We start from the raw sequence: 26,312 nt of genomic DNA on the forward strand, positions 1-26,312 counted from the left end.
GTTCATCCGTTGTCCAGCACCGGCGCCGGCGCGCCGGCGGCGTTGCCCAGTCCGGGCAGGGGCAGGAGGAATTCGGTGATGTCCTTGCCTCTACCCCCGTTCAGGATAGCCGAATAGACGACGGTGTTAGCGAGCACTTTCTTGATGTAGTCGCGCGTCTCGTCGATCGGCAGGTTTTCGATGTAGATCTCGGTCTCGAGCGCCTGCTGCGGCCGCAGGCGTCCCATGCGGCCGGGGCCGGCGTTGTAGGCGCCGGTGGCGAGCACGGGATGGCCGTCGAGCTGTTCGGTGACCATGCGCATGTAGGTGACGCCGAGCATCACGTTGGTGTCGGGGTCGCGCAGGCGGGCGACGTCGAAGCGCGGGATGCCGAGTTTGCCGGCGAGCCACTTGCCGGTGGCCGGCATGATCTGCATGAGGCCGAGCGCGCCGCTGCTCGAACGGGCGTCGGCGCGAAAGCGGCTTTCCTGGCGCATCAGGCCCCAGACCCAGGCGGGATCGATATTCTGCTCGGCGGCGTAGCGTTCGACGAGCTCGCGGTAGGCGAGCGGGTAGCGGGCGACGAGGAAGCCGTCGTCGTCGGCCCCTTCGGCGAGCCGGATGGCCAGATCGAGATGACCGGCATCCGAGAGGGCGAGCGCCGCGGCGCGCATCTGGGCAGCGGGGAGTTTGCGGCTCCAGGCGTCGATCTCGCGGTTGGCTTCGGTGAGCCAGTTGCGCTCGGCCAAGGCGAGGATGCGTACCAGCACGGGGTGGCGTTCGATGGCGAGCACCTCGCGCTGCGACGGCGGCGGGGATTGGGGCGGCAGGCGCCAGGGATGGCCGAGGGCGCGGGCGGCGAGCATGGCGTAGTAGTCATCGCCGCGCTCGAGCTTGCGGAAGATGGCTTCGGCGAGTTCGTCCTTGCCGAGCTGCTTGAGCGCGTAGCCTTGCCAGTAGCGCCATTCGTTGCGTTCGCGCTCGCCGGGCGGGAGCGCCTCGATGCGTTGCCAGACCTTGACCCAGTCCTGGGCGGCGAGCGCCGCGCGCACGGCCCAGCGCGCCGGTTCGATCCAGAGCGGCGAGAGGGTGATCTCGTCGGCCCAGGCGTTGGCCTGCGGCAGGCGTCGCTTGGCGGCGTAGAGCACGAGCGACCAGCGCACGATGTCGCGCGCTTCGGGTTCGAGGCGATCGCCCAGGGCGGTGAGCCGTTCGTGCGCGGCTTCGGGGTCTTCTTTTTCCAGGGCGATGAGGGCGGCGGCGAGCGCTGCGGGCGAGGCAGCGGGCTGGGCGAGGGCGGCAGCCGGGGTGCGGGTGGCGAGCTCGACGTCGCGCCATTCGTCGTCGCTCATGCCGGCGAGTTCGCGCCAGTCTTGCGCCGCACCAAGGCCGCTCTGGGCGAGCGAAGCGTAGAGACGCTGGCGTAGGGTCTGCCGGTCGAGCCGGCCCTGGAAGGCGGCCGTGGCGAAGAGCGGCAGGCATTCGGTGCCGGGGCGGGGGGTGGAGACCAGCAGGCGCAGCACGTCGTTGGTGGGCACGCCGGATTGGGGTCGATCCTGGATCCAGGCGAGCGTTCCCCAGCATTGGGCGTCGCGGTCGGGCTTGGCGAGGGCGCGATAGTGGCGCAGCGCCTCGCTCCAGCGTCCGTCGCGCACGGCGGCGCGCAGCAGCTCGCGGCGCAGGCGCTCGCCCAGGGCGTCATCGCCGTGGCGCGCGAGGAAGGCGTCGATCTCCTGCGGCAGCACCGTCTCGGTGGAGCGGCCGAGGCGCTGGGTGAGAGACCACAGCAGCACGTAGTCGCCCAGCGGCTGGTCGGCCACTTGGGGCAACAGCATCTGCAGGGTGGCGAGATCGCCGCGCGCATAGGCTTCGCGGGCGCGATCGAGCGCGTCGATGCTGCGCGCGGCCGCAGGCTTGGCAACGGGCTTGCCGGCCTTGGCTTGCACGGCCTTGGCGGCGGGTTTCGCCCGGTGGGCGTCGGCGGCGGACACGGTGGGCGTCGCCGGCAGCAGGGCGCAGGCGAGCAGGACGGTACGCAACAGGGGAAGCCGGAGGGGCATGGCGGATCGGGCAGTTGGCGGAGAAAGGCCGTTTCGTTTATTGTAACCCATTGTGTATCGGGCGTCGGAGGAGGGGGGATGGATCGGGCGCAGATGCGGCAGTGGGCCCTGGCGCGGCGGGAGGCGATCGTGCCCGAGGTGCGCCGGGCTTGGGATGCGGCGATCTGGCAAGGGGTGAAGGAGATCCTTGCGGCCTTGCCCGCGGCGCAACCGTGGATCGGGGGGTACTGGGCGGTGCGCGCGGAACCGGACGTGCTCACGCCCTTGGCGGCGTGGACGGCACGGCGTGGCATGGGGCTGGCTCTGCCGGCAGCGTTGCAAAAAGCGGTCCCGCTCGTGTTCCGGCCCTGGTCGCCCGGCGCTCCCATGACGCGAGACGTCTTCGGGTTGCCGGTACCGGCGGGCGAGGAGGCCGTGTGGCCGGCGGTGTTGCTGGTGCCGCTCGTGGCGTTCGACGCAGCGGGCTATCGCATCGGCTACGGGGGCGGGTTCTACGACCGTACGCTTGCGGCCTACCGGGCAGCGGGGCGCCCGGTGACGGCGATCGGGGTGGGCTATGAATGTACGCGTCTGCCCGACACCCACCCCGGCGTGCACGACCTGCCGATGGACTGGATCGTGACCGAGGCGGGAGCGTTTCAGCCGGCGGCGAGGAAGAGGGCATAGGCGGGGTTGTTGGTTTCCTCGACGTATTCGTAGCCGAGTTTGGCGAGGAACTGGGCGAATTCCTCGTTTTCTTCCGGCGGGACCTGCATGCCTACGAGCACGCGGCCGAAGTCGGCGCCGTGGTTGCGGTAGTGGAAGAGGCTGATGTTCCAGTCCGAGCGCAGTTGGGCGAGGAAATTGGCGAGCGCCCCGGGCCGCTCGGGGAAGATGAAGCGCAAGAGCCGCTCGTTGCGCACCTGTGGGGCGCGTCCGCCGACCATGTAGCGGATGTGGGACTTGGCGAGTTCGTCGTCGGTGAGATCGATCGCCGGCAGACCTTCGGCTTGCAGCTGGGCGATGAGCTTGTCGACTTCGCGGCGGTCATGGATGGCCACGCCCACGAAGATGTGCGCTTCCTCGGGATCGGCATAGCGGTAGTTGAATTCGGTGACGTTGCGCTTGCCCAGGAGCGTGATGAAGCGGCGAAAGGCGCCGGGGCGTTCGGGAATGGTGACGGCGAGCACGGCTTCGCGCTGCTCGCCGACTTCGGCGCGTTCGGCCACGAAGCGCAGGCGCTCGAAGTTCATGTTGGCCCCGGAGGCGATGGCCACCAGCGTCTTGTCCTTGAGCCCCGCTTTCTGGGCGTAGGCCTTGAGTCCGGCGAGCGCCTGCGCGCCGGCCGGCTCCAGAATGGCGCGGGTGTCTTCGAAGACGTCCTTGATGGCGGCGCAGATCTCGTCGTTGCTCACCACGATCATGTCGTCGACGTGGCGCTGGCACAGGCGGAAGGTCTCGTCGCCCACGCGCTTGACGGCGGTGCCGTCGGCAAAGAGCCCGACCTGTTCGAGCTCGACCGGTTCGCCCCGGGCGAGCGACTGGGTCATGGCGTCCGACCCTTCGGCTTCGACGCCGATGATGCGGATCTCGGGGCGCAGGCGCTTGAGATAGACGGCGATGCCGGCGATGAGCCCCCCGCCGCCCACGGCGCAGAAGACGGCGTCGATCGGCTTGGGATGCTGGCGCAGGAGCTCCATGGCGATGGTGCCCTGCCCGGCGATGACGTCGGGGTCGTCGAAGGGGTGGATGAAGACGAGCTCTTCTTCTTCTTCGAGGGTGCGGGCGTAGGCGTAGGCATCCGAGAAGGATTCGCCGTAGAGCACGACTTCGGCGCCGCGGCTGCGCACCGCCTCGATCTTGATGAGGGGGGTGGTGGTGGGCATGACGATGATGGCGCGCGCGCCGAGCTTCTTGGCGGCGAGCGCCACGCCCTGGGCGTGGTTGCCGGCCGAGGCGCAGATGACGCCGCGCGCGAGCGCTTCCGGCGGGAGCTTGGCGATCTTGTTGTAGGCGCCGCGCAGCTTGAAGCTGAAGACGGGCTGCAGATCCTCGCGCTTGATGAGCACGCGGTTGCCGATGCGCCGCGAGAGGATGGGCGCGGGATCGAGGGGGGTTTCGACGGCGACGTCGTAGACTTGGGCGGTGAGGATGCGTTCGAGATAGTCGCAGGGGGATTCAGGGGTTTGCATGAGGGTCGGCTTCGGTTGAGCTCTGCTGTGCCAGCAGGGCGTTGTGGCGGTCGATGAATTCGCGGGTGGAGTCGATGCCGCGCAGGCGCAGGATGGTGGCGCGCACGGCGGCTTCGAGCAGCACGGCGAGATTGCGCCCGGCGGCCACCGGCAGCGTGGCCTTGGGGATGGGCACGCCGAGGATCTCTTCGGTGACCTGCTCCATCTCCAGGCGTGGCGGCGGGGGTTCGCCCGGCAGCAGCCGGCGCAGGTGGACGATGAGGCGAAGCCGCATGCGCCGGCGCAGGGCGGTTTCGCCGAAAATGGTGCGGATGTCGAGCAAGCCCAGGCCGCGCACTTCGAGGTAATTCTGCAGCAGCGGCGGACAGCGGCCTTCGAGCACGGTGGGGCTGATGCGGGCGAATTCGACCATGTCGTCGGCCACCAGCCCGTGTCCGCGGGAGATGAGTTCGAGCGCGAGTTCCGATTTGCCGGTGCCGGGGTCCCCGGTGATGAAGACACCAAGGCCGAGCACGTCCATGAGCACGCCGTGGCGCATCTCCCGTTCGGCGAGCACGCGCGAGAGGTGGTGGCGCAAACGGTCGATGACTTCGGCCGAGGGGCGGTCGGTGGTAAAGAGCGCCACGTCGTGCGCGCGGCACAGGGCTTCGAGGATGGGCGGGGGGGTGCAGCCGTCGGCGACGATGAGCGCCGGGGGCTTGGCGGCGAAGATTTCGCTCAGGTGATGCGCGATGCGTTTCTGCCCCAGGCGGCGGGCCCAGGCCATTTCGGCGGCGCCGACGATCTGCACCCGGCCGGGGTGGATGAGGTTGAGATGACCGACGAGATCGGCCGGCCACAGACGCTCGTCGAGCACGGCGAGCTTGCGCTCGAGCGAGCCGGCAAGGTGGTGGAGATGAAGCTCGGGGGCGATCGCCTCGATGACGGCGCGAAGCGTGGTCTCTCTCATCGCGCAGGGGTCAGCCGCCGGTCAGCAGATTCAGGGCGGATTCCGGGTCGGGAGCGCTCAGGAGTGCCTGGCGCACGTCCGGGTCGCTGAAGCGTTCGGCGAGTTCGGAGAGAATCTGCAGGTGCTCTTCGGTGGCTTGCTCGGGCACGAGGAGCACGAACATGAGCCGCACGGGGCGGCCGTCGCTGGCGTCGAAGGCCACGGGTTCGGTCAGCCGCACGAAAGCGCTGCGGGGGGATGCCAGCCCCTTGAGGCGGCCGTGGGGGATGGCTACGCCCTCTCCGATGCCGGTGGAGCCGAGCCGCTCGCGCTCGGCGAGCGCTGCTTGGACTTTGGCCGGATCCAGCCCGTCGCGCGCAAAGAGCCGGGCGGCGGCTTCCAGCGCCTGGGCTTTGTTTGCGGCGGGGAGATCGAGGGCGATGTGCTCGACGTCGAGAATGGAGGCGATGCGGTTCATGGCCGGGTCGATGGCGCCGGGGCGGCGCGAAGGCCGCCCCGCGGGCGCTCACTCGCCTTGAGCGGCCGGAGCGGCCGGCTGGTGGTGGTCGGTGACGATTTCCTTGTGCTTGCGCACCTGGCGGTCGAGCTTGTCGACCATGAAGTCGATGGCGGCGTAGAGATCGGCCGGGTCGGTGGCTTCGGCGAAGAAGTCCTTGCCCTTGACGTGTACGGTGACTTCGGCCTTGTGGGTGTTGCGCTCGACGCGCAGGATGACCTGCGCCGAGGTGGCGTGGTCGAAGTGCCGCAGCACGCGCTCCACTTTTTCTTCGACATAGCTTTGCAGCGCGGGGGTGACTTCGACGTGATGGCCGGTGATGGTGAGGTTCATCGCACACTCCTGTGGTGGTGATTACAAGGCTTTGCGCCGGTTTGCCGGCGGGATTTGCAGCTGCTCGCGGTATTTTGCCACGGTTCGCCGGGCAATGGGGATGCCCTCGGCCGCAAGGAGCTCGGCGAGGCGGGCATCCGACAGGGGTTTCTTGTGGTCTTCGCGCTCGATCAGCTCGCGCAGCCTGGCCCGAATGGCGGTGGCCGAGGCGATCTCGCCGTCTTCTCCGGCGATGCCGCTGCCGAAGAAATGGCGGAATTCGAAGACGCCGCGCGGACATTGCAGGTATTTTCCCTGCGTGACGCGGGAGATGGTGGATTCGTGCAGGCCAAGCGCTTCGGCGAGCGTGCGCAGCGTGAGTGGCTTCATCGCCGCTTCGCCGTGTGCGAAGAAGTCTTGCTGGCGCTCGACGATTTCCTGGGCGACGCGCAGGATGGTGCGGCCGCGCTGTTCGAGCTGACGGATGAGGTTCTTCGCTTCGGCGAGCCGCTCGCGCAGGGCTTCGGTGCCCTCGCGCCGCTCGCCGAGGATCTGGGCGTAGCGCTGGTTGAGGGTGAGCCGGGGGGCGACGGCAGGGTTGAGTTCGGCCTGCCAGCGGCCGTCGCGCCGGCGCACGATCACGTCGGGGATGACGTAGGCGGGAGGCTCGCCGCCGATGCGGCTACCGGGGTGCGGGTCGAGGGCAGCGATGAGGGCGAGCGCTTCGCGCAGCAGCGCGTCGTCGCAGCCGTAGCGGCGCTTGATCGCGGCGTAGTCCTTGCGGGCGAGCAGCTCGAGCGCTTCGCTCGCGAGCCGTTCGGCCAGGCGCCGCGCCGGCGTGTCGGGGCGTTCGCGCAGCTGCAGCCGCAGGCATTCGCCGAGGTCGCGCGCGCCGACGCCGGGAGGATCGAAGCTTTGAATGAGCTTGAGGGCGGTCTCGAGGTCTTCGCGCCCGACTTCGAGCTCGGGGGGAATGGTGGCGAGCAGCTCGTCGAGATCCTCGTGCAGGTAGCCGTCGTCGTCGAGCGCTTCGATCATGAAGGCGACGAGCGCCCGGTCGCGTTCGGCGAGCGGCGTGAGCGCAGCCTGTTCGTGCAGATAGTGGTGCAGGTCGGTGGCGGCGGCGTGCCATTCGGTGAAGTCGGGCGCCTCGTCGTCCTCGCGCGCGGAGCGGGCCTCGGGCCACGGGAACTCGTCGCCGAAGACGTCGGCCTCGCTGGCGCCCGGTGGCTCTTCGGTGCCGTGTTCGGGGGAGGGAAGGGATTCGCCGCCCTCTTCGTCCGTCGGCGCGGCGTCGGGGCGTTCGAGGAGCTGGGCCTGCCAGTCTTCGGCTTCCTCGCCTTCGTCGGCGGCGGGAAGGGCGCCGTCTTCGGAGGGCTCTTCGTCGGTCTCGGCCACTTCGAGGAGCGGATTCGCCTGCAGCGCTTCTGCGATGGTCTGCTGCAGCTCGACGGCCGACAGCGTCAGGAGCTTGAGCGCCTGCGCCATCTGCGGCGAGAGGGCGAGCGTGGCGCTGGGGCGCAGGTTCAGGCGAGGCTCGAGGCTCATGGCTACAGCCGGAAGTGTTCGCCGAGATAGACTCGGCGCACGTGCGGGTCGTCGATGATCTCTTCGGGGCGACCGGAGGCGATCACCCGGCCGTCGGCGAGGATGGAGGCGCGGTTGCAGATGCCGAGCGTTTCGCGCACGTTGTGGTCGGTGATGAGCACGCTGATGCCGCGTTCCTGCAGGAAGCGCACGATGCGCTGGATCTCGATCACGGCGATGGGATCGACGCCGGCGAAGGGCTCGTCGAGCAGGATGATCTTGGGGTCGGTGGCGAGCGCCCGGGCGATTTCGAGCCGGCGCCGTTCGCCGCCGGAGAGCGACACCGAGGGCTGGTCGGCCAGGTGCGCGATGCCGAGTTCGGCAAGCAGCCCGTCTTCTTTCTGCCGGATGTCGTCTTTCGGCAGCCCGCGCAGTTCGAGCACGGCGCGCACGTTTTCCCGCACCGACAGGCGGCGGAAGATGCTCGCTTCCTGTGGCAGGTAGGAGAGCCCGTGCCGGGCGCGGCGGTGGATGGGTTCGTGGGTGACGTCCTGGCCGTCGAGCTCGATCTTGCCGTCGTCGGCGCGCACCAGCCCGACGATCATGTAGAAACAGGTGGTCTTGCCGGCGCCGTTGGGGCCGAGCAGTCCCACGATCTCGCCGGCTTCGACGGTGAGATCGACCGAGGCGACGACGGTGCGTTTGCCGTAGGTTTTGCGTAGGCGTTCGACGTGCAGCAGCGACATGGGGGACTCAGGGTTCGGTGTCGGGAAAGGGTTCGGCGAGTGCTTCGGGCGGGTCGCGCAGCAGACGGGTGACGATGGAGGGGGAGAATCCGCGGCCGGCGAGGAAGCGCGCCTGCCGGGCCCATTCCTTGGCGTCGGCGGGCGGTGTGCCGAAGCGCTTGCGCCACAGGGCGGCGGCGCGCTCGACTTCGCTCGATTCGGCCTCCAGCGCGTCGAGGACTTCATCGATGAGGGCATCGTCCAGCCCGCGCTCGCGCAGCCGCATCTCGAGGAGGTGCCGGCCGCTGCGTTCGGCCCGGGCGGCGACGAAGGCGCGGGCACAGCGCTCGTCCGACAGGAGCCCCGTGCGCTCGAGGCGGCTGAGCGTTTCTTCGATTTCCTCGGGCGTGCCGTGGGGAGCGAGCTTGTGCGCGAGCTCGGCGCGGCTGTGCTCGCGGCGCGCCAGCAGCCGCAGCGCCCTTTGCCACACGCTCGGCCCGCTCATCGGCATGTCGGGGCTTATTCGGCCGCCGGAGCGGCGAGGGCGGCTTCGCTGGGGGCCGGGCCGGGCGCGGCGGAGGCGATCTCGGGCAGCGGCGGCAGCCCCACCTTGGCACGGATCTGGTTCTCGATGCGCCGCGCGAGCTCGGGGCGCTGACGCAGGAATTCGCGCGCGTTGTCCTTGCCCTGACCGATCTTTTCGCCCTCGTAGGCGTACCAAGAACCGGATTTGTCGATGAGCTTGTGCTCCACGCCCAGGTCGATGATCTCGCCCTCGCGCGAGATGCCCTCGCCGTAGAGAATGTCGAAGAGAGCCTCGCGGAAGGGCGGCGCGACCTTGTTCTTGACCACCTTGACGCGGGTCTCGGAACCGACGACCTCGTCGCCTTTCTTGATCGTGCCGGTCTTGCGGATGTCCAGGCGCACCGAGGAATAGAACTTGAGCGCGTTGCCGCCGGTGGTGGTTTCGGGGTTGCCGAACATCACGCCGATCTTCATGCGGATCTGGTTGATGAAGATGACGAGCGTGTTGGTCTTGCTGATGCTGGCGGTGAGTTTTCTCAGCGCCTGGCTCATGAGCCGGGCCTGCAGGCCGGGGAGCGAGTCGCCCATCTCGCCTTCGATCTCGGCTTTCGGCGTGAGCGCGGCCACCGAGTCGATTACCACGATGTCGACCCCGCCCGAGCGCACCAGCATGTCGGCGATCTCGAGCGCCTGCTCGCCGGTATCGGGCTGCGACACGAGGAGATCGTCGATATCGACGCCCAATTTCTTCGCATACTGCACGTCGAGCGCGTGCTCGGCGTCGATGAAGGCGGCCACGCCGCCGAGTTTCTGCATCTCGGCGATGACGTGCAGCGTGAGGGTGGTCTTGCCCGAGGATTCGGGGCCGTAGATCTCCACCACCCGGCCGCGCGGCAGTCCGCCGATGCCCAGCGCGATGTCCAGCCCCAGCGAGCCGGTGGAGACGGTCTGGATGTCGCGCTCCACCTGCGCGTCGCCCATACGCATCACCGAGCCCTTGCCGAACTGCTTGTCGATCTGCGCGAGTGCGGCCTGCAGCGCCTTGAGTTTGTTGTCGTCCATCGAAAAATTCCTTGTGACTGGCGATTACAAAAGGATTTCGACCGATTATGGCACAGGATGGTTCATGGGCGGCACAGGGCGAGTACCCCGGCAAGCGCCGTGCGCACGGCCTGGGCGCGCACGGCGATGCGATCGCCGGCGAAGTGGCGCCGCTCGCTGCGCACCTGCGGCCGGTCTCGCTTCCAGGCCCAGCCGAAACAGACGGTGCCCACGGGTTTTTCCGGCGTGCCGCCGTCGGGCCCGGCGATGCCGGTAATGGACAAGGCCACCTCGGCGCGGCTGTGCGAGAGTGCGCCGAGCGCCATCTCGCGGGCCACGGCCTGCGACACGGCTCCATGGCGCTCGAGGGTGAGAGGAGCGACGCCGAGCAGCTCGATCTTGGCGGCATTGGAGTAGGTGACGAAGCCGCGTTCGAACCAGCCAGAGCTGCCGGCGATGGCCGTGATCGCCTCGGCGACGGCCCCGCCGGTGCAGGATTCGGCGGTGGCGAGCATCCAGCCGCGCGCGGCGAGCCGCGCGCCGACTTCACGGGCGAGACGCCCCAAGGGGTCTTCGGGCCGGATCATGCGCGCCCTCCCAGGAAATGCACCGCCACGGCGAGCACGAGCAGCACGTAGCCGGCGGCGGCCAGATCGTCGATCATGATGCCCAAGCCGCCGCGAAACCGCCGCTCCAGCGTGGCGATGGGTTCGGGTTTTGCGATGTCGAACAGGCGAAAGAGCGCCACGCCCGCCGCCTGCCAGGCAAGCCCCGGCGGGCAGAAGAAGAGCACCAGCCAGACGGCGAGCATCTCGTCCCAGACCACGGCGCCGGGATCGCCGCTGCCCAGCGCCTTGGCCGTGCGCTCGCAGGCGAGGATGCCGGCAAGGAAGAAAGAGACGAGCAGCAGCAGGAAGACGCCCTCGGAGACGGGGGAGCGCAGCAGCGGATAGAGCGCCCAGGCCAGGAGCGACCCGACCGTGCCCGGCGCCCAGGGGGAGAGCCCGGAGCCGAAGCCGAGCGCGATGAAGTGCGCCGGGTGTGCGAGGAGGAAGGCGGCGGTGGGTCGTGTGCGCTCGGCGGTCATGGGTATTCCTTGCATGCGCAAAAATGATCATAGCCCAAAACCTCGGGCAGGGTGCGCCGGCCGTCGGGCTCGATGAGCACCATGGGATGTGCCGTGGCGGGCACGAGCCGCCCAATGCGGGAAAGCGGCAGGCCGAGTTCCCTGCCGAGAAGGAGGATTTGGTCGCGAGATTCCGGCGCGGCCGTAAAGAGGAGTTCGTAGTCGTCGCCACCGGAGAGCAGGGCGGCCCGCGCCCGCTCGGGCGGCGCGCCGCCGGCGACGAGGGGGTCGAGGGGCAGTCTGGCCACCTCGATCTCGGCGGTGAGGAAGGGCGGTGCCGAGCGCTCGAGGAGGTGGCGCAAGTCGCCCAGCAGTCCGTCGGAGACGTCGAGCATCGCGTGCGCGAGGCCCCGCAGGCGGCAGCCCAACGCAAGGCGCGGCTCGGGGCGATCGAGCGCGTCGATCCACTCCCGTGCCCCCGGCAGCGTCGAAGGAAGCGCTCCGAGCCGCACGGCGAGCCCCAGCGCGGCGCGTCCCGGTTGCCCGCTCACCCAGAGGTCGTCGCCCGCACGCGCGCCGCTGCGCAAGATCGCCTCGCCCGCCGGCACCCGCCCCAGCGCCGTGATCGTGAGCGCACGGGGGCCGCGGGTGGTGTCCCCGCCGACGAGGCGGGCGCCATGCCGACGGGCGCAGGCAAAGAGCCCGCGGGCGAAGGCCGTGAGCCAGGGTTCATCGGCTTCGGGCAGAGTGAGCGCGAGGAGGAAGCCGGTGGGGACGGCGCCCATTGCCGCCAGATCGGAGAGGTTCACCGCCAGCGCTTTCCAGCCGAGCGCTTCCGGATCGGTTCCGGCCAGGAAGTGCCGTCCCTCGACCAGCGTGTCGCAGGTGATCGCCGTCTCCCAGCCGTTTTCCTCGGCAAGCAGCGCCGCGTCGTCGCCGATACCCAGCCGCAGCCAGGACGGCGGGGGTTCGTGCGCGGCGGGATCGGCGAAGAATCGTTCGATCAGGGCGAATTCGTTCATCGTCGTGATTCCGTCTCAGCGATCGCATCGAGGAGCGCCGCCCGCAGCTGGGCGGTTTGCGCGTCGTCGGCGGGCAGCCCGAAGCGCAGCCCCGGCGGATCGTCGAAGCGGCGCACCAGGAGGGCGCGGCGCTCGAGCGCCGCGGCGAGCGCGGACGCCCGCGGCGTCTCGACCCAGGCAAAGAGGGAGGTGCGGCCGCTCACCCTGAGACCGGCTTCTTCCAGCATCGTCGCCAAGGCAAGCGAGGCGGCGGCAAGGCGGATGCGCTGCCGTTCCTGCCAGGCGGAATCGGCGAGCGCGAGCCGGGCTGCCCAGCGTGCCGGATGGCTCACCGCCCACGGGTCGAGCAAGGCGGCGAGCCGCTCGCGCAGCGGCTTGGCGGCGAAGACGAGGCCGAAGCGCACGCCCGCGAGCCCCCAGAATTTGCCCAGCGAACGCAATACGACGAGACCGGGTTCCCCGGTTTCGGCCACGAGGCTGCCGGCTTCGCCGGGATCGAGGAAGGCTTCGTCCACGATCAGCCAGCCCCCGCGCGCGGCGAGCCGCTGATGCCATGCGTGCAGGTTTTGGGCGGGAAAGCGCGCGCCGGTGGGGTTGTTGGGATGCACGAGCACCAGCGCGTCGACTTCGTCGAGCCGCGCCGCGATCGCGTCGGCGCAAGGGGCGCAGCGCACGAGATGGTGCGCGCGCCAGGCATGGGCGTGCTCGCCGTAGCTGGGATGCGGCACGAGCACGCGGCGCACCTCGGGCAAGAGGGACGGCAGACGGGAAATGGCCGCTTGGGTGCCGGGCACCGCCAGGGCGGGGCGGCCGAAGGCGGCGCGTATCACTTCGTCGAGCCCGTCGTCTTCTTCCGGCAGACGGCGCCAGACTTCCTCGGGAAGCGCGGGCAGGGGATAGGACCAGGGACTGATGCCGGTGGAGAGATCGAGCCAGGCGTCGAGGGGGATGCCCCGGCGGCGCGCCGCCTCGCGCAGGCGACCGCCGTGCGCCGGCCGGCTCATCGTCCGCCTCCCGCCAGCGTGAGGAGCGCGAGCAGCAGCAGCCAGCCCCAGACGGCCCGTTCGACGAGCTCCATGGCGGCGGCCACGGTGGCCGCAGTCGGTGCAGGGCCTTCGCCGAGCAGGGGGCGTTCGTGCCGCGTGCCGCCATAGCAGGCTTCTCCGCCCAGGGTGACGCCGAGCGCCCCGGCACCGCTTGCCATCACCGGGCCGGCGTTGGGGCTGTCCCACTGCGGGGCCTGCCGGCGCCAGCACTGCAGAGCCGCCGCCGTGCGTCCGCCCAGGGCATAGAGGAGCGCCGTGACCCGGGCGCTCGGCCAGCCGAGCCCATCGTCGATGCGAGCGGCGCACTTGCCGAAGCGCTCGTAGCGCGGCGTGCGATAGCCCCACATCGCATCCAGCGTGTTGGTCAGGCGATGCAGCACCACGCCGGGCGCGCCCAGAAGCGCGAACCACACCAGCGGCGCGAGCACCGCGTCGTGGCCGTTCTCCAGCGCCGATTCCGTGGCCGCGCGGGCCACGTCTTCGCCCGCCATCGCCGCCGTATCCCGGCTCACGAGGAAGGCCACCCGCGCCCGGGCGGTGGCGAGATCGCCGGCGGCGAGCGTGTCCCGTACCGGTTCGAGATGCTCGCGCAGGCTGCGTGCCCCCACGGCGAGCGCAAGGCAGCCGACGGCGAGCGCGTCTTCGACGAAGGGATGCACCCGTCCCAGGACGGCGACCAGTCCCACCCAGGGCAGTACTGCCAGCGCCCAGGCGAGCATCCCTGCGCCGATGCCTTCGCCGATGCGCCGGCGCACGAGGCGCTCGAGGGCAGCGGCCCAGCGGCCGAAACCGACGAGCGGGTGCCAGCGCGGCGGCTCGCCGAAGAGGCGATCGAGTGCGAGTGCGAACACGGTGGCCAGGAGAAGGGACATGACGGCGGGAAAGGGGCGAAGTCGCCCATTATAATCGGGCGCTTTCCGGCCGCGGAGGCGAGCATGGCGCAGGCGTTGATGATCCAGGGGACCACGTCCGATGCCGGCAAGAGCACGCTGGTGGCGGGGCTGTGCCGCCTGCTCGCGCGCGCCGGGGTGCGTGTGGCGCCGTTCAAACCGCAGAACATGGCCAACAACGCCGCGGTCACCGCCGACGGTGGCGAGATCGGCCGCGCCCAGGCGCTGCAGGCCTTTGCCGCCGGGCTCGAGCCGCGGGTGGATTTCAACCCCGTGCTGCTCAAGCCCACCACGGATATCGGCGCCCAGGTCGTGATCCACGGGCGGGCGGTGCATACCCTGTCGGCGCGGGAGTATCACGCCTACAAGCCGGTGGCGTTGCAAGCGGTGCTCGAATCCTGGGCGCGTCTGCAGGAGGAATTCGAGTGGATTCTCGTCGAGGGCGCGGGCAGCCCGGCCGAAGTGAATCTGCGCGCGCGCGACATCGCCAACATGGGCTTTGCCGAGGCGGTCGACATCCCCGTGGCGCTGGTGGCCGACATCGACCGCGGCGGCGTCTTCGCCCAGATCGTCGGTACGCTCGAATGCCTCTCGCCAAGCGAACGCTCGCGCGTGCGCGGCTTCGTCATCAACCGCTTCCGCGGGGACCTCTCGCTCCTCACCCCGGGCCTGCGCTGGCTGGAGGAGCGTACCGGCAAACCGGTCTTCGGCGTGCTGCCGCATCTAGGCAACCTCGCGCTGGAGGCCGAGGACGGCCTCGCGCCGGTGGAGCGAACCGCAGGCGCGCGGCTGCGGGTGACGGCGATCGCCTGGCCGCGCGTGAGCAATCACACCGATCTCGACGCCTGGCGCCAGCACCCCGAGGTCGAATTCCATTGGTGGCACGGCGGTCACTGGCCGGGCGCGGACCTCGTCGTGTTGCCGGGTTCCAAGGCGGTACAGGCGGATCTCGCTTGGTTCGAATCCCAAGGCGGCGCGGCGCTGCTACGCCGGCATCTGCGCTACGGCGGCAAACTCGTCGGCCTGTGCGGAGGATTCCAGATGCTGGGCGAGTGGCTCGACGATCCCTTGGGGCTGGAAGGCGCGCCGGGTGGCCGGCCCGGCTTGGGGTTGCTCCCTTTGCGCACGCGGCTGGAGTCCCAGAAAGTGCTGCGTCGTTGCCGCGGGCGGCTCGCTGCCGAGCTGGGCGGGGCCGAGGCCGAAGGCTACGAGATCCACCTCGGCGTGAGCGAAGGGCCGGCACTCGCGCGCCCCGCCGTGATCGGCGAGGACGGCGTGCCCGATGGCGCGATCTCCGAAGACGGGCAGATCCTCGGCACCTACTGGCACGGACTCTTCGATTCGGCAGCGGCGTTTGCGGCGCTCTCGCGCTGGGCCGGGGCGGCGCTTGTCACCGAAGGCGCGGCGCAGCGGCGCGAAGCGGCGATCGAACGGCTCGCTGCGGCGATCGAGGCGCACTGCGATTGGCGCCGGATGCTGGGGTTGTCCTGATCGTCCTGGAGTGGACATGAAAACGCCGCCCGCAGGCGGCGCCTTCGGCTCCGTGTGCGCTTTTTCAGCGCAAGAGGCTCTTCACGTTGTTGTCCATCGGAACGATGGTGTCCTTGGCCGCGAGCACCTGGCCGGTGGCCGGGTCGATCGCCTTGGCGCTCAGATAGACGGCTTCCTTGGCCGGGGAATAGGTGCCGGCCACGACGATGCGGGCGTCGTGTTCGCGGGCGATCTGATCGACTTCGCGCGAGAGCATCAGCTCGCCCGTGTCGCGCTTGACGAAGACGGCCGTGCGCAGCTTGAGCTCGGTGACGACGAAGCCGCGCTGCACGAAGCGGTTGGCGACCTGTTCGGTGAGCGTGCGCCCCAGGGTGGTGGAGCGATCGAGCGCATCGACGTCGACGAAGGTGGCGAAGAGCACGGGACCGGCGCGCAGCTCGGGCGGCAGCTGGTCGATGAGCGCATCGGCCGTTTCATAGGCCTTGTTGACGACCATGGAAGGGTCGGCCTTGGGCGGGGGCGGGAGCGTCTCGGTGGCGCAGGCCGACAGGGCGAGGGCGCTGGCCAGCATCAGGGGGGAAAGGATGCGCCGCATGGTCAGTCTCCTTTCACCGTCAGCCGGGCGGGATCGTACAGGGGCGGGGTCGCCTTGGCGTAGAGCTCGGGGCTGGTGATGTAGTAGACGTCGGAGATGCGGGCGAGATAGCGGTCACCGCGCCGTGCCGAGGCCGTGACCATCGCCTCGACCTCGGGGGCGGTGGCGAGCTTGGCGTAGCGGCTGTCGAGGTCGATCTCGATGTCGGCCGGCCCGTCCTGCGCCACGTTCCAGCCACGGCCGACGAGGTAGCTCACGAAGGCTTCGCGGAAGGCGGCGTCGAAGGTGGAGGCATTGGCGGCCGGGTGCACGTAGAGGACGTCGCACAGGGCGGCTTGCGGCGTACAGCTGTTGTCGCGGATCATCATGACGCTCAGCCGCTCGGCAAGGCTCGCGGCCACCGTTTGCCACTGCCGTACCGCCTGGATCTTCTGCTGCGGTTCCTGGGCGAAATCGGTGGGAAGCGGTGCGCCGGGGTTGGTGCAGCCGCCGAGCAGGACGGCGCCCAGCGCAGCGGCAAGGGGCAAGGGGGCGAAGCGCATGGTTGCTATCTCCTGAGGATGCCAAGGGCGATTCCATGATCTTAGCGTGAAGCGAATGCGAACGCAATCAATGCCCCCGAGAATGCCTTCATTTTTCATCCTGGCCGTGGCGTGCGAAACACGGGGCCCGTTTTTCGAGGAAAGCGGCGAGCCCTTCGCGGTAGTCGGGGTCGTCGAGGAAGTCCAGCCCGGCGCGTTTCTCTTCTTCCGACAAGGGCGTGCGCAGGCGCAGGCGAGCGAGCCAGCGCTTGTGCATGCGCGCCACGCGCGGGGCCCCGGCGACGATGCGCCGCGCCACCGCGAGCGCCTCTTCGAGCGCATGGCCATCCTCGACGCGGTGATGCAGCACGCCTAGCCCCCACAGGCGTTCGGCATCGAGCACGGCCCCTTCGAGCAGCATCTGCGCGAGCAGCCCTTCGGGCAGACGCTCGCGCAGCAGGGCGAGCTCACCGGGATACATCCAGAAACCGAGCCGGGCGATGGGCGCACCGAAGCGGGCGCTGCGTCCGGCCACGCGCAGATCGCACATCGCCGCGATCTCCAGCCCGCCGCCGATACAGGGGCCTTCGATCGCTGCGATCACCGGCAGCGGGCAGTCGGCGATGGCGCGCAGCGCCCGTCCAACCTTGCCTTCGTGGTAATCCAGCGCGGAGGCGAGGTCGGCGCGCACGCGGGGGAATTCCTCCAGGTCGCCGCCGGCGGCGAAGGCATCGCCCGCGCCGGTGAGGATCACGCTGCGCCAGGGAAGCCCCTCGGCGGCGAGTTCCGTGAACAGGTCGCCCAGCGCCCGCCACAGGGCCGCATCGATCGCGTTGCGCTTGCCGGGATTTTCCAGGGTGACGACGAGGCAGGACGCCTCGGGATGGGGCTGGGTATGAAGCGTGCCGCTCATGGAAATTCCTCGCATTCAAGAAAAAGGATTGGCCACGGCGTCGTGCTGCACGTGCGCGATCGCCTCGCGCCCCGAGCGCAGATGCGCGCGCATGTACCGCTCGGCCGCCGCGGCCTCGCCGCCGAGCAGGGCCGCGAGCAGCTCGCGGTGCTCCTGCAGGCTGTGCTCCAGCCGCCCTTCGTCGTAGAGCGAATGGTGGCGGCTCAGCCGAATCTTCTGGCGCAGATCCTGGATCGTGGCCGAGAGGAAGGGGTTGGCGGCAAGGCGCAAAACTTCTGCATGGAAAGCTTGGTTCGCCTCGAAGAAAGCGTCGATCGCCCCGGCGCGCGCCGCTTCCTCCAGGCGTTCGTGCAGCTGCCGCAGCTGCCGGGCCGATGCCTCGTCCAGGCGCTCGGCGGCCCGGCGCGCGGCGTGCCCCTCGAGCACGGCGAGCACGTCGAAGATCGCATCCAGCTCTTCGCCGGAGATCTGGCTGACGAAGGCGCCGCGCCGCGGGATCAAGGTCACCAGCCCTTCGGCGGCGAGCACCTTCAGGGCCTCGCGCAGGGGGGTACGCGAGATGCCGTATTCGGCCGCCAGGCGCAGCTCGTCGATCGGCCGCCCCGGCGGCAGCTCGTGGGCGAAGATGCGCTGGCGCAGCCGTTCGGCCACTTCCTGATAGAGCGCCTGGGGCGCGATGCGTTGCGGAGTCATCGCTGCGGCTCCGGGTCTTCCATAATTATGGATTACATATTATATTTGCCGTTTCCGGTTTCCGCGCCGCCTGCCGATCGGTGCCGCGTTTCGACGGCGCGGATGTCACGCCTCCATCGTCGTCGAGGGATGTCTCCATGTCCGACTCCGCACCCGTCTACCCCAAACCCGATCTCGAAGCCTGGAAAAAAGCCGCGGCCAAGCAGGCGCCCGACGGCGACCTGAGCCGGCTCGACTGGCACACCCCCGAAGGCATCGTCGTGCATCCGCTCTACGTGCGCGCCGACCTCGACCGTCTGCCGCACGCCGACACGCTGCCCGGGTTCGAGCCCTTCATCCGCGGGCCGCAGCCGACGATGTACACGGTCAAACCCTGGACCATCCGCCAGTACGCGGGCTTTTCCACCGCCGAGGAATCGAATGCCTTCTACAAGAAGACGCTCGCCGGCGGCGGGCAGGGCATTTCGGTGGCCTTCGATCTGGCCACGCACCGCGGCTACGATTCCGACAATCCGCGGGTGATCGGCGACGTCGGCAAGGCGGGCGTGGCGATCGACTCGGTCGAGGACATGAAGATCCTCTTCGACGGCATCCCGCTCGACAAGGTCTCGGTGTCGATGACCATGAACGGAGCGGTGCTGCCGGTGCTCGCCGGCTACGTCGTGGCCGCCGAGGAGCAGGGGGTGCGGCAGGATCAGCTCTCGGGCACAATCCAGAACGACATCCTCAAAGAATTCATGGTGCGCAACACCTATATCTACCCGCCCGAGCCGTCGATGCGCATCGTCGCCGACATCATCGCCTACACGGCCGAGCACATGCCCAAGTTCAACTCCATCTCGATCTCGGGCTACCACATCCAGGAGGCGGGGGCCACGCAGGCGCTCGAGCTCGCCTTCACCCTGGCCGACGGCATGGAATACGTGCGCACCGCCATGAAGCGCGGCCTGGACATCGACAAGTTCGCCGGGCGGCTGTCGTTCTTCTTCGCCATTGGCATGAACTTCTACCTCGAGATCGCCAAGCTGCGCGCGGCGCGCTACCTGTGGTGGCGCATCATGAAGGAGTTCGGCGCCAAGAATCCGCGCTCGATGATGCTGCGCACCCACTGCCAGACCTCCGGCTGGTCGCTCACCGCCCAGGATCCCTACAACAACATCATCCGCACCACGATCGAGGCCATGGCTGCGGTCTTCGGCGGCACGCAGTCGCTGCATACCAACGCCCTCGATGAGGCGATCGCGCTGCCCACCGAGTTCTCGGCCCGCATTGCCCGCAACACGCAGCTCATCTTGCAGGAAGAGACGCACATCGCCAACGTCATCGACCCCTGGGCCGGCTCCTACATGATGGAGACGCTCACGCAGGAGATGATCGACAAGGCCTGGTCCCTCATCGAGGAAGTCGAGGCGATGGGCGGTATGACCAAGGCGGTCGAATCCGGCTGGGCGAAGCTGAAGATCGAGGAGTGCGCCGCCGAGAAACAGGCGCGCATCGACGCCGGGCTCGACGTGATCGTGGGCGTGAACAAGTACCGTCTGGAGAAGGAAGATCACCCCATCGAGGTGCTGGAGATCGACAACCGCGCCGTACGCGAGAAGCAGATCGAACGGCTGAAGAAGCTGCGCGCCGAGCGTGACCCCGTGCGCGTGCAGCAGGCGCTGGAGGCGCTCACCCGCTGTGCCCAGACCGGCGAGGGGAATCTGCTCGCACTCGCGATCGAGGCGGTGCGCGCCCGCGCCACCGTGGGAGAAGTGTCCGATGCCCTGGAGAAAGTCTGGGGCCGCTATCAGGCCAACCCGCAGACGGTGACCGGTGTCTACGGCGCGGTCGTGGAGGGGCGCGAGGAGTGGCGTATGCTTAAGGACGAGATCGAGCGTTTCATCGAGGAAGAAGGGCGTCGCCCGCGCATCATGATCGCCAAGCTCGGCCAGGACGGGCACGACCGCGGCGCCAAGGTGGTCGCCTCCGCCTTCGCCGACCTGGGGTTCGACATCGACATCGGTCCCATGTTCCAGACGCCCGAAGAGGCGGCGCGCCACGCGGTGGAAAACGACGTGCACGCCGTAGGGGTGTCGACGCTGGCCGCCGGCCACAAGACCCTGGTGCCGGCGCTCATCGACGAGCTCAAGCGCCTGGGGGCCGAGGACATCATCGTCTTCGTCGGCGGGGTGATCCCGGCGCAGGATTACGATTTCCTCTACGCCGCCGGCGCCAAGGGCATTTTCGGACCGGGCACGCCCATTCCCGAGGCGGCGCGCCAGGTGCTCGCGGCGATCCGCGCCGCCCGCGGCCGAGGGTGAGCCGTGTCGCAGCAGGAAGCGGTGCCGGCGGGTTTTGACGGGCAGTCCGTACTCGGCGAGGAGGATCGCGCCCTCGTCGAAGGGGTGCTCGCGCATGCGCTGCGGCCGCTCGCCAAGGCGATCACCCTCATCGAATCGAGCCGGCCCGATCATCAGCGCCGGGCCGAGGCCGTGCTGCAGGCGCTGCTGCCGCACACGGGTAGGGCGCTGCGCCTGGGCATCTCCGGCGTGCCGGGGGTGGGCAAGTCCACCTTCATCGAGGCGCTGGGCCTGTACCTCGTCGAGCGCGGGCATCGGGTCGCCGTACTCGCCGTCGACCCCTCTTCCAGCGTCTCGGGCGGCTCCATTCTCGGGGACAAGACGCGCATGGAGCGCCTGAGCCGCGATCCGCGCGCCTTCATCCGTCCCAGCCCTTCGGCGGGAAGCCTCGGGGGCGTGGCCGAGAAGACGCGCGAGACGATGCTGGTGTGCGAGGCGGCGGGGTTCGACGTCGTCATCGTCGAGACCGTGGGGGTGGGGCAGTCGGAGACGGCGGTGGCCAACATGACCGACATGTTCGTCCTGCTGCAGCTGCCCAACGCCGGTGACGACCTGCAGGGCATCAAGAAGGGGATCATGGAGCTCGCCGACCTCATCGTCATCAACAAGGCCGACGCCGACCCGGCCGCGGCCATGCGGGCCAAGGCCCAGCTCGAGACGGCGCTGCACATGCTGCGCCCGCCGCACCCCGACTGGCGCGTGCCGGTGCTGCTCGTCTCGGCGCTCAAGGGCGAGGGGCTCGATCGCTTCTGGGAGACGGTGCTCGCCTTTCGCGACACGATGCAGAAAAACGGCGCACTTGCCGAAAAACGCCGCCATCAGGCGCTCGCCTGGATGTGGGAACGGATCGACGCCGAACTCAAGCGCCGCTTCCGCCAGCACCCCGCCGTGCGCACGATGCTGCCGGCGATCGAACGGGACGTGGAGAGCGGGCGGCTCGCGCCGGTGGTCGCGGCGCGGTGCCTGCTCGATGCGAGCCAGACCATCAGTCAGTGAGGAAAAACCATGCAGGACATCATCCGTCGGTTGGAAGAGCAACGCGCCCGCGCCCGCCTGGGCGGCGGGCAGCGGCGCATCGCCGCCCAGCACGCCAAGGGCAAGCTCACCGCGCGCGAGCGCATCGAGGTGCTGCTCGACGAGGGCAGTTTCGAAGAGTGGGACATGTTCAAGGAGCACCGCTGCACCGATTTCGGGATGGAGAAGGAGCACATCCCCGGCGACGGGGTGGTGACCGGCTACGGCACCATCAACGGCCGGCTCGTCTTCGTCTTCAGCCAGGACTTCACCGTCTTCGGTGGGTCGCTGTCGGAGGCGCACGCCGAGAAGATCTGCAAGATCATGGACCAGGCGATGAAGGTCGGCGCGCCGGTGATCGGCCTGAACGACTCGGGCGGGGCGCGCATCCAGGAAGGGGTGGCGTCCCTGGGCGGCTACGCCGACGTCTTCCAGAGGAACGTGCTCGCCTCCGGCGTGATCCCGCAGATCTCCATGATCATGGGGCCGTGCGCGGGCGGCGCGGTCTATTCGCCGGCCATGACCGACTTCATCTTCATGGTGAAGGATACCTCCTACATGTTCGTCACCGGTCCGGACGTGGTGAAGACCGTCACGCACGAAGAGGTCACGGCCGAGGAGCTCGGCGGGGCCGTCACCCACACCACGCGCTCGGGCGTGGCCGATGCGGCTTTCGAGAACGACATCGAAGCATTGCTGCAGCTGCGCCGCTTCTTCGACTTCCTGCCGCTCAACAACCGCGAGAAGCCGCCGGTGCGCCCCACCAGCGACACGGCCGAGCGCATGGAGCCCTCGCTCGACACCCTCGTGCCCGACAACCCCAACCAGCCCTACGACATCAAGGAGCTCATCCTCAAGGTGGTCGACGAGGGCGACTTCTTCGAGGTCCAGCCCGACTACGCCAAGAACATCGTCGTCGGCTTCGGGCGCATGGAAGGGCGCACCGTGGGCTTCGTGGCCAACCAGCCCATGGTGCTCGCCGGCTGCCTCGACATCAAGTCCTCGATCAAGGCGGCGCGCTTCGTGCGCTTCTGCGACGCCTTCAACATCCCCATCGTCACCTTCGTCGACGTGCCCGGCTTTTTGCCCGGCACGGCCCAGGAATACGGCGGCATCATCAAGCACGGCGCCAAGCTTCTCTACGCCTATGCGGAGGCCACGGTACCCAAGATCACCGTGATCACGCGCAAGGCCTACGGCGGGGCCTACGACGTGATGGCTTCCAAGCACCTGCGCGGCGACGTCAACTTCGCCTGGCCCACCGCCGAGATCGCCGTCATGGGGCCGAAAGGGGCGGTCGAGATCATCTTCCGCGACGAGAAGAACGACCCCGAGAAGATCGCCGCGCGCGAGGCGGAGTACCGCGAGAAGTTCGCCAACCCCTTCGTGGCGGCGCGGCGCGGCTACATCGACGACGTCATCATGCCGCACGCCACGCGCAAGCGCATCTGCCGCTCGCTGGCGATGCTCGAGGACAAGAAGCTCGAAAACCCCTGGCGCAAGCACGGCAACATCCCGCTGTGAGGCGGCACGCCAACGGTTCATCGCAATGAGGGAAAACACCACCATGTTCAAAAAGATTCTGATCGCCAACCGGGGCGAGATCGCCTGCCGGGTGATCAAGACCGCGCGCAAGATGGGGATCGCCACCGTGGCGGTCTATTCCGAGGCCGACCGCCGTGCGCTGCACGTGCAGCTCGCCGACGAGGCGGTGTGCATCGGCCCCGCGCCTTCCAAGGCATCCTACCTGGCGATGGACAAAATCATCGCCGCCTGTAAGCAGACCGGCGCCGAGGCGGTGCACCCCGGCTACGGCTTTCTCTCGGAGAACGAGGAGTTCGCCCGCCGGCTCGAGGAAGAGGGCATCGTCTTCATCGGTCCCAAGGCCGACGCCATCGCCGCCATGGGCGACAAGATCGCCTCGAAGAAGCTCGCCATGCAGGCGGGCGTCAATACCATCCCCGGCTACAACGAGCCGATCGAATCGGCCGAGGAGGCGGTGCGCATCGCCCGCGACATCGGCTATCCGGTGATGATCAAGGCTTCGGCCGGCGGCGGGGGCAAGGGGCTGCGCGTGGCCTACGACGACGCCCAGTGCCGCGAAGGGTTCGAATCCTGCCGCAACGAGGCGCGCAACGCCTTCGGCGACGATCGCGTCTTCATCGAGAAGTTCGTCGAAGAGCCGCGCCACATCGAGATCCAGGTCTTCGGCGACGCCTACGGCAACTATGTCTATCTCTTCGAGCGCGAATGCTCGGTGCAGCGCCGCCACCAGAAAGTGGTGGAAGAGGCGCCCAGCCCCTTCATCGACCCGGACACCCGCCGCGCCATGGGCGAGCAGGCGGTGGCGCTGGCGCGCGCGGTGCAGTACCAGTCCGCCGGCACGGTGGAATTCGTCGTCGGCAAGGACAAGTCCTTCTACTTCCTCGAGATGAACACGCGGCTGCAGGTCGAGCACCCGGTCACCGAGATGATCACCGGGCTCGATCTGGTCGAGTGGATGATCCGCATCGCCGCCGGCGAGAAACTGCCGCTGTCGCAATCCGAGCTGCGCATCGACGGCTGGGCGATGGAATGCCGCATCAACGCCGAGGATCCTTTCCGCGGCTTCCTGCCCTCCACCGGGCGCCTGGTGAAGTTCCGTCCGCCGGCCGAAGTGCCGGGCCAGGTGCGCGTCGACACCGGCGTCTATGAGGGCGGCGAGATCTCGATGTACTACGACTCGATGATCGCCAAGCTCATCGTACACGGGCGCGACCGGCTGGAGGCGATCGGGCGGATGCAGGAGGCGCTCGATGCCTTCGTCATTCGCGGCATCCACTCCAACATCCCCTTCCAGGCGGCGCTCATGCAGCATCCGCGCTTCCGCGAGGGGCGGCTCACCACCGGCTTCATCGCCGAGGAATTCCCCCACGGCTTCACGCCGGAGATGGTGCCGCACGAAGACCCGCTGATGCTGCGCCTCATCCTGGCGGCGGTCGAGCACAAGTGGCGGCTGCGCAACGCCCGACTCTCCGGCCAGATGAACGGACATCGCTACGCGCCCTCGCCCAACTACCGGGTGATCGATGCCCAAGGCGCCACGCCGGCTACGGTCGAGTCGCTCTCGGACTCCCGCTTCGTGGTGCGCTCGGGCGAGCGGGTGCTGCAGATCGACTTCGATCCGCGCTGGCGCCTGGGCGAGATCGTGCTGCAGGTGCGCATCGGCGATGCGCCGATGACGGTGCAGCTCGAACGCGAGGGCATCCTCTACGTGCTGCGCCACCACGGCGCCGAGCTGCGTGCCCGCGTGCTGCCGGAGCATATCGCCGCCCTGTGGCCGCTGATGCCGCTCAAGTCGCCGCCCGACATGTCCAAGTTCCTCCTCTCGCCCATGCCGGGGCTGCTGCGCGAGGTCTCGGTCACCGAAGGGCAGGAGGTGAAGGCGGGCGAGAAACTCGCCGTGATCGAGGCGATGAAGATGGAGAACATCCTGCGCGCCGAGCAGGACGGCAAGGTGAAGAAGATCGTCGCCAAGCCGGGCGCGAGCCTGGCGGTGGACGAGGTGATCCTCGAATTCGAGTGAGCTTCCTCCCTCGCGAGGGTGAAGAAAAGCCGGCCTCTGGGGGTCGGCTTTTTTTCTTTCCAAAATCAGCGTGTGACAGCAGTGAGTGGGAACTGACGGAAGAAGGGGTTCCTTTGTCATGTCATAGTTGTACAATATATATGTCCAACTAACGGAGATCGTCATGACCATCGAAACCACCTACAGCCAGGCCCGCAAGCAACTCAAGACTCTGATGGATCGTGCGGTCGATGACCGTGAAGTCGTCGTGGTGCGTCGCCGCTCGGGGGGGGCCGTTGCAATGATTGCCGCCGATGAACTACAAAGCCTGATGGAGACAGCGCATCTGCTGCGCTCGCCAAAGAATGCGGAACGTCTGTTGACTGCCCTGGCCCGTGCTCGGGCCGGTGAGGTCGCACCCACTGCGGTCGATGCCCTCGAGAAACTCTATGGCATCGAAGGCTGAGCTCAAGCGCGTCGCGGTGTTTCATCCCGAGTTCTTGGAGGACTTGAGCTACTGGGTGGAAACAGAACGCCGCACTGCCAAGCGCCTCCTGGAGCTGGTCAAGGCCGTCCTGCGAGATCCATTCAAGGGCATTGGCAATCCCGAACCATTGAAGTATCTGGGCCCGGATGTCTGGTCACGCCGGATCACGCAGGAACACCGTTGCGTCTATCTGGTGAAAGCGGATCGGATCGAGTTTTTGCAAGGCCGCTACCACTACTAGCCAAGCTGTCGGAGCGGTTGTGTCGGAAAGGTTGTGTACCATCCTTTCTGTAAATTCCGTTTAGCGCCTCTGGCAGGAAGTGCGCGGCGCTCGGTCTGACGCCATGACTTCGAGAAAGGAGTATGCCCATCATGGCGATGCGTGTCGAAACCAATCCTTTGGAAATGGCTTATGCTGTGTTGCTCGAACACGGACTGGAGGGTGCCGGCGAGGCTCTGCGCATCCTCGTCAATGAAGCCGCCAAGATCGAACGATCCCAGTTCCTTGGAGCGGCGCCCTATGAACGTAGTGAGCGACGGCGTGACTACGCCAACGGTGTCAACACCGATTGAAAACTGACACAGTTTTGCCTTGATCAACGAAGTAAAACTGATACACCCCCTTTGACGCAAGCGATGCTATTCGGGCATCCCTGCGGCATTTCTAGCGGCAAGCATGACGGCTTGTCGTTGATGCCTGAGGCGGTAACTCTCCCCGGCGATGGGCACGATGTGGGCATGGTGCAGGAGCCGATCCAGCAAGGCCGCCGTCAGCGTGCTGTCCTGGGCGAAGGTTGCGTCCCACTGCCCGAAGGGCAGATTGCTCGTGACGATCACGCTGCCCTTCTCGTAGCGCTGGGCGATGACCTGGAAGAAGAGGTTGGCTTGTTCCCGATTCATGGG

Annotated in this window: 27 protein-coding genes and 1 pseudogene; 9 read left to right on the forward strand and 19 right to left on the reverse strand. The window is 68.4% G+C overall.

Annotated elements, in window-relative coordinates; genetic code table 11:
• Positions 1-2: 2 nt before the first annotated feature.
• Positions 3-2,039: a lytic transglycosylase domain-containing protein gene (locus ASC37_RS08095; protein ID WP_055423898.1), complete on the reverse strand. Its 2,037-nt coding sequence runs from the start codon at positions 2,037-2,039 to the stop codon at positions 3-5.
• Between the two features lie 78 nt (positions 2,040-2,117).
• On the opposite strand from ASC37_RS08095, the gene ASC37_RS08100 reads away from it, so the two are divergent.
• Positions 2,118-2,705 (forward strand): 5-formyltetrahydrofolate cyclo-ligase, encoded by a 588-nt coding sequence (locus ASC37_RS08100; RefSeq protein WP_088178278.1) that lies wholly within the window; start codon positions 2,118-2,120, stop codon positions 2,703-2,705.
• Here the strand turns inward: ASC37_RS08100 and ilvA are convergent.
• The 13 genes from ilvA to ASC37_RS08165 form a co-directional block, all read right to left on the reverse strand.
• Entirely contained in the window at positions 2,678-4,210 is a 1,533-nt protein-coding gene (ilvA, locus tag ASC37_RS08105) for a threonine ammonia-lyase, biosynthetic (RefSeq protein ID WP_055423899.1), read from the reverse strand. The two genes, ASC37_RS08100 and ilvA, sit on opposite strands and share 28 nt — an antisense overlap.
• Entirely contained in the window at positions 4,197-5,159 is a 963-nt protein-coding gene (gene hprK, locus ASC37_RS08110; RefSeq protein ID WP_055423900.1) for an HPr(Ser) kinase/phosphatase, read from the reverse strand. The genes ilvA and hprK overlap by 14 nt, the downstream gene beginning before the upstream one ends.
• A gap of 10 nt (positions 5,160-5,169) precedes the next feature.
• Positions 5,170-5,616, reverse strand: a complete 447-nt coding sequence (locus ASC37_RS08115; RefSeq protein WP_055423901.1) for a PTS sugar transporter subunit IIA — start codon at positions 5,614-5,616, stop codon at positions 5,170-5,172.
• Between the two features lie 48 nt (positions 5,617-5,664).
• Positions 5,665-5,988 carry a ribosome hibernation-promoting factor, HPF/YfiA family gene (gene hpf / locus ASC37_RS08120; RefSeq protein WP_055423902.1) on the reverse strand — a complete coding sequence of 108 codons (324 nt, stop codon included), beginning with the start codon at positions 5,986-5,988 and terminating at the stop codon, positions 5,665-5,667.
• A 21-nt stretch (positions 5,989-6,009) separates the two neighbouring features.
• Positions 6,010-7,515 carry an RNA polymerase factor sigma-54 gene (locus ASC37_RS08125; RefSeq protein WP_055423903.1) on the reverse strand — a complete coding sequence of 502 codons (1,506 nt, stop codon included), beginning with the start codon at positions 7,513-7,515 and terminating at the stop codon, positions 6,010-6,012.
• 2 nt (positions 7,516-7,517) lie between these two features.
• Complete coding sequence (gene lptB, locus ASC37_RS08130) at positions 7,518-8,240, reverse strand: LPS export ABC transporter ATP-binding protein (RefSeq protein ID WP_055423904.1); 723 nt, start codon at positions 8,238-8,240, stop codon at positions 7,518-7,520.
• A 7-nt stretch (positions 8,241-8,247) separates the two neighbouring features.
• Complete coding sequence (gene recX, locus ASC37_RS08135) at positions 8,248-8,724, reverse strand: recombination regulator RecX (RefSeq protein ID WP_055423926.1); 477 nt, start codon at positions 8,722-8,724, stop codon at positions 8,248-8,250.
• A 14-nt stretch (positions 8,725-8,738) separates the two neighbouring features.
• Complete coding sequence (gene recA, locus ASC37_RS08140) at positions 8,739-9,806, reverse strand: recombinase RecA (RefSeq protein WP_055423905.1); 1,068 nt, start codon at positions 9,804-9,806, stop codon at positions 8,739-8,741.
• 62 nt (positions 9,807-9,868) lie between these two features.
• Positions 9,869-10,372: a CinA family protein gene (locus ASC37_RS08145; RefSeq protein ID WP_055423906.1), complete on the reverse strand. Its 504-nt coding sequence runs from the start codon at positions 10,370-10,372 to the stop codon at positions 9,869-9,871.
• Positions 10,369-10,872, reverse strand: a complete 504-nt coding sequence (locus tag ASC37_RS08150; RefSeq protein WP_055423907.1) for a phosphatidylglycerophosphatase A family protein — start codon at positions 10,870-10,872, stop codon at positions 10,369-10,371. Before ASC37_RS08150 ends, ASC37_RS08145 begins: the two co-directional genes overlap by 4 nt.
• Positions 10,869-11,873 carry a thiamine-phosphate kinase gene (gene thiL / locus ASC37_RS08155; protein WP_055423908.1) on the reverse strand — a complete coding sequence of 335 codons (1,005 nt, stop codon included), beginning with the start codon at positions 11,871-11,873 and terminating at the stop codon, positions 10,869-10,871. Before thiL ends, ASC37_RS08150 begins: the two co-directional genes overlap by 4 nt.
• The gene (gene cobD, locus ASC37_RS08160) at positions 11,870-12,877 is read right to left on the reverse strand and encodes a threonine-phosphate decarboxylase CobD (protein WP_055423909.1); all 1,008 of its coding nucleotides are present in this window, start codon (positions 12,875-12,877) and stop codon (positions 11,870-11,872) included. The genes thiL and cobD overlap by 4 nt, the downstream gene beginning before the upstream one ends.
• Entirely contained in the window at positions 12,874-13,791 is a 918-nt protein-coding gene (locus tag ASC37_RS08165) for a CobD/CbiB family cobalamin biosynthesis protein (RefSeq protein ID WP_055423910.1), read from the reverse strand. The genes cobD and ASC37_RS08165 overlap by 4 nt, the downstream gene beginning before the upstream one ends.
• Positions 13,792-13,854: 63 nt before the next feature.
• On the opposite strand from ASC37_RS08165, the gene ASC37_RS08170 reads away from it, so the two are divergent.
• A complete protein-coding gene (locus ASC37_RS08170; protein WP_055423911.1) occupies positions 13,855-15,300 on the forward strand; it encodes a cobyric acid synthase in 1,446 nt (481 codons plus the stop codon).
• A 64-nt stretch (positions 15,301-15,364) separates the two neighbouring features.
• Here the strand turns inward: ASC37_RS08170 and ASC37_RS08175 are convergent, their stop codons facing one another.
• The 4 genes from ASC37_RS08175 to ASC37_RS08190 form a co-directional block, all read right to left on the reverse strand.
• The gene (locus ASC37_RS08175) at positions 15,365-15,895 is read right to left on the reverse strand and encodes a FlgO family outer membrane protein (RefSeq protein ID WP_055423912.1); all 531 of its coding nucleotides are present in this window, start codon (positions 15,893-15,895) and stop codon (positions 15,365-15,367) included.
• Positions 15,896-15,897: 2 nt separating this feature from the next.
• Positions 15,898-16,437, reverse strand: coding sequence for a hypothetical protein (locus ASC37_RS08180; RefSeq protein ID WP_055423913.1), 540 nt, complete (start codon positions 16,435-16,437; stop codon positions 15,898-15,900).
• A gap of 88 nt (positions 16,438-16,525) precedes the next feature.
• On the reverse strand, positions 16,526-17,329 hold the full coding sequence (locus tag ASC37_RS08185; protein WP_055423914.1) for an enoyl-CoA hydratase/isomerase family protein: 804 nt from the start codon (positions 17,327-17,329) through the stop codon (positions 16,526-16,528).
• A 15-nt stretch (positions 17,330-17,344) separates the two neighbouring features.
• A complete protein-coding gene (locus ASC37_RS08190) occupies positions 17,345-18,022 on the reverse strand; it encodes a GntR family transcriptional regulator (RefSeq protein WP_055423915.1) in 678 nt (225 codons plus the stop codon).
• 137 nt (positions 18,023-18,159) lie between these two features.
• Between ASC37_RS08190 and scpA the strand changes: the two genes are divergently transcribed.
• From scpA to ASC37_RS08225, 7 genes and pseudogenes are all read left to right on the forward strand, one after another.
• The gene (gene scpA / locus ASC37_RS08195; protein ID WP_055423916.1) at positions 18,160-20,325 is read left to right on the forward strand and encodes a methylmalonyl-CoA mutase; all 2,166 of its coding nucleotides are present in this window, start codon (positions 18,160-18,162) and stop codon (positions 20,323-20,325) included.
• Positions 20,326-20,328: 3 nt separating this feature from the next.
• A complete protein-coding gene (gene meaB, locus ASC37_RS08200; protein WP_198289059.1) occupies positions 20,329-21,360 on the forward strand; it encodes a methylmalonyl Co-A mutase-associated GTPase MeaB in 1,032 nt (343 codons plus the stop codon).
• Between the two features lie 9 nt (positions 21,361-21,369).
• A complete protein-coding gene (locus ASC37_RS08205; protein WP_055423917.1) occupies positions 21,370-22,902 on the forward strand; it encodes an acyl-CoA carboxylase subunit beta in 1,533 nt (510 codons plus the stop codon).
• A 43-nt stretch (positions 22,903-22,945) separates the two neighbouring features.
• On the forward strand, positions 22,946-24,943 hold the full coding sequence (gene accC, locus ASC37_RS08210; protein ID WP_055423918.1) for an acetyl-CoA carboxylase biotin carboxylase subunit: 1,998 nt from the start codon (positions 22,946-22,948) through the stop codon (positions 24,941-24,943).
• Positions 24,944-25,106: 163 nt separating this feature from the next.
• Entirely contained in the window at positions 25,107-25,388 is a 282-nt protein-coding gene (locus ASC37_RS08215; RefSeq protein ID WP_055423919.1) for a type II toxin-antitoxin system Phd/YefM family antitoxin, read from the forward strand.
• On the forward strand, positions 25,372-25,650 hold the full coding sequence (locus tag ASC37_RS08220; RefSeq protein ID WP_055423920.1) for a Txe/YoeB family addiction module toxin: 279 nt from the start codon (positions 25,372-25,374) through the stop codon (positions 25,648-25,650). Before ASC37_RS08215 ends, ASC37_RS08220 begins: the two co-directional genes overlap by 17 nt.
• A gap of 131 nt (positions 25,651-25,781) precedes the next feature.
• Positions 25,782-25,967: pseudogene (locus ASC37_RS08225) on the forward strand (IS256 family transposase); the annotation flags it as partial.
• An 81-nt stretch (positions 25,968-26,048) separates the two neighbouring features.
• Here ASC37_RS08225 and ASC37_RS08230 read toward each other — a convergent pair.
• Positions 26,049-26,312: ATP-binding protein (locus tag ASC37_RS08230; protein WP_176697467.1), on the reverse strand; the 264-nt coding region annotated here is incomplete at its 5' end.

The organism is Tepidiphilus thermophilus, assembly GCF_001418245.1.
GTDB lineage: Bacteria > Pseudomonadota > Gammaproteobacteria > Burkholderiales > Rhodocyclaceae > Tepidiphilus > Tepidiphilus succinatimandens.